This is a genomic window from Bradyrhizobium sp. SHOUNA76 (genome assembly GCF_023006445.1).
In the GTDB taxonomy this organism is placed as follows: domain Bacteria; phylum Pseudomonadota; class Alphaproteobacteria; order Rhizobiales; family Xanthobacteraceae; genus Bradyrhizobium.
This window is the reverse complement of the sequence record NZ_JALBHA010000792.1, coordinates 1-1,865: the sequence shown is the minus strand read 5'-3', so window position 1 is coordinate 1,865 and position 1,865 is coordinate 1. Positions and strand designations below refer to the sequence as shown.

At 64.0% G+C, this 1,865-nt stretch carries 1 protein-coding gene and 1 pseudogene; one reads left to right on the top strand and one right to left on the bottom strand.

Annotated features, from left to right (window positions below; genetic code table 11):
• The coding region (locus MOV74_RS37175) for a GumC family protein (protein ID WP_246932380.1) at positions 1 to 1,514 on the bottom strand (1,514 nt) is incomplete at its 3' end.
• 205 nt (positions 1,515 to 1,719) lie between these two features.
• On the opposite strand from MOV74_RS37175, the pseudogene MOV74_RS37170 reads away from it, so the two are divergent.
• A pseudogene (locus MOV74_RS37170) lies at positions 1,720 to 1,865 on the top strand (glycosyltransferase family 1 protein); the annotation flags it as partial.

The window sequence follows — 1,865 nt, the reverse complement described above, 5'->3', positions numbered from 1 at the left end:
AGCTCGCCGGTGACGACGACGCCGGACGAGAGCAGCAGCGTCGCGATCGTCGCGATCAGCACGATCGGCAGCTTCTTCGGATAGGCCGGCGTGTTCGAGACGATGGCGCGCGAGATGATGCGGCCATCAGTCGGCGCCGTGTCGATGGTCTCTCGGGTATTGGCCTCGCGGTACTTGGCTAGGTAGGTCTCGAGCAGATCGCGCTGCGCCTTGGCCTCGCGCTCCAGCGCGCGGAGCTGGACGTCCTGACCGTTGGTCGAGGCGGCCTGCTTCTTGAGCTGCTCGAGGCTCACGGTCATGCCATCGACCCGGCCGCTGGCGATCCGGGCGTCGCTTTCGAGCGAGCGGGAGATCTTGGCCGCTTCGTCGCGAATCTGGTTGTCGAGATCGCCAAGCTGGGCCTTCAGCTCCTTGATCCGCGGGTGATTGCCGAGCAGCGTGGATGATTGTTCGGCGAGCTGCGCGCGCAACGTCACCCGTTGCTCCGACAGCCGCCGCATCAGTTCGGAGTTCACGACTTCGGATGCTTCGATCGGCTTGCCGCTCTGAAGCATCTCCTTGATCAGCCGCGCCTTGGATTCCGCATCCGCCTTCATCGAGCGCGCGTTGTTGAGCTGAGTGTTCACCTCGCCCATCTGCTGGTTCGACAGCGTGGTGTTGTTGGTGCCGACGAACAGGCTCGACTTGGAGCGGAAGTCCTCGACCCTGGCCTCGGCGTCGGAGACCTTCTTGCGCAGGCTCTCGATTTCGCCGGCGAGCCACTGGCTGGCGTTCTTGGCCTGCTCCTGGCGAACGCCCTGCTGCAGCACGAGATAACCGTCGGCGATCGAATTGGCGACGCGGGCGGCAAGTTCCGGATCGGCGGACTGGAATTCGACCACGATCACGCGCGACTTGTCGACGGCGTAGGCCTGCAGACGGTCGTAATAGGCATCGAGCACGCGCTCTTCCGGCGTCATCGAAAACGGATCGCGGCCGATACCGACCATCGCGGCCAGCGACTTCAGCGGCGAGATGCCTTGCAGCACCGGATCGAATTCAGGACGTTCGGCGAGCTTGTTCTTCTTGATGATCTCGCGCGCGAGATCGCGCGACAGCACCAGCTGCACCTGGCTGGTGACGGCCTCGGCGTCGAGCGCCTGGCGCTCCTCGGTACGGTCGCTGCTCGGGCGCAGGAACACGTTCTCGCGGCCATCGATCAGGATGCGCGATTCGGACTTGTAGCGCGGCGTAACGAGATTGACGACGGCAACGGATGCGACGAGCGCCAGCACCGTCGGCACGATGATCCAGCCGCGCCTGCGCGCCAATGCCGCGCCGAGCGCGTGCAGGTCGATGTCGCCGGACTCGACTTGTGGCTGCTTGGTGACGATCGGCGCAGGCCTGACCTCAATCTTGGGCTCGACCTTGGCTTCAGCCTTTTCAGCTTTGGACGCAACTTCGGCCTTGGGCTTTGCAACGGCCCGCGCAACCACCGCCTTGTCCTTGCCGGCACGCCAAAACGCTAAACGCATCGAACACTCCCGCAGGGGCAACGCCACTAAGCTACCTCAACCGGGACGATTACACTCCATTAAGGTTGCCGCTGGGTTAATCGCAACATCCGGCGGTCGTCGCGCTCGCGCTGGTCACCGTTTGTTAACCACGAGGCCCCTTAATCCGTCTCGATATTTTCGTAGGAATTGTTCGGCATTCGCCGTCGAGCGCTGGTTTTGATTCATGCTCCCCTCTCCTGACCGGCCGCTTCGCATCCTGCACGCCGTGCGCGCCCCTGTCGGCGGCATCTTCCGCCACATCCTCGACGTCGCCAACGGCCAGGTCGACCGCGGCCATCATGTCGGCATCCTCGCCGACAGCCTGACCGG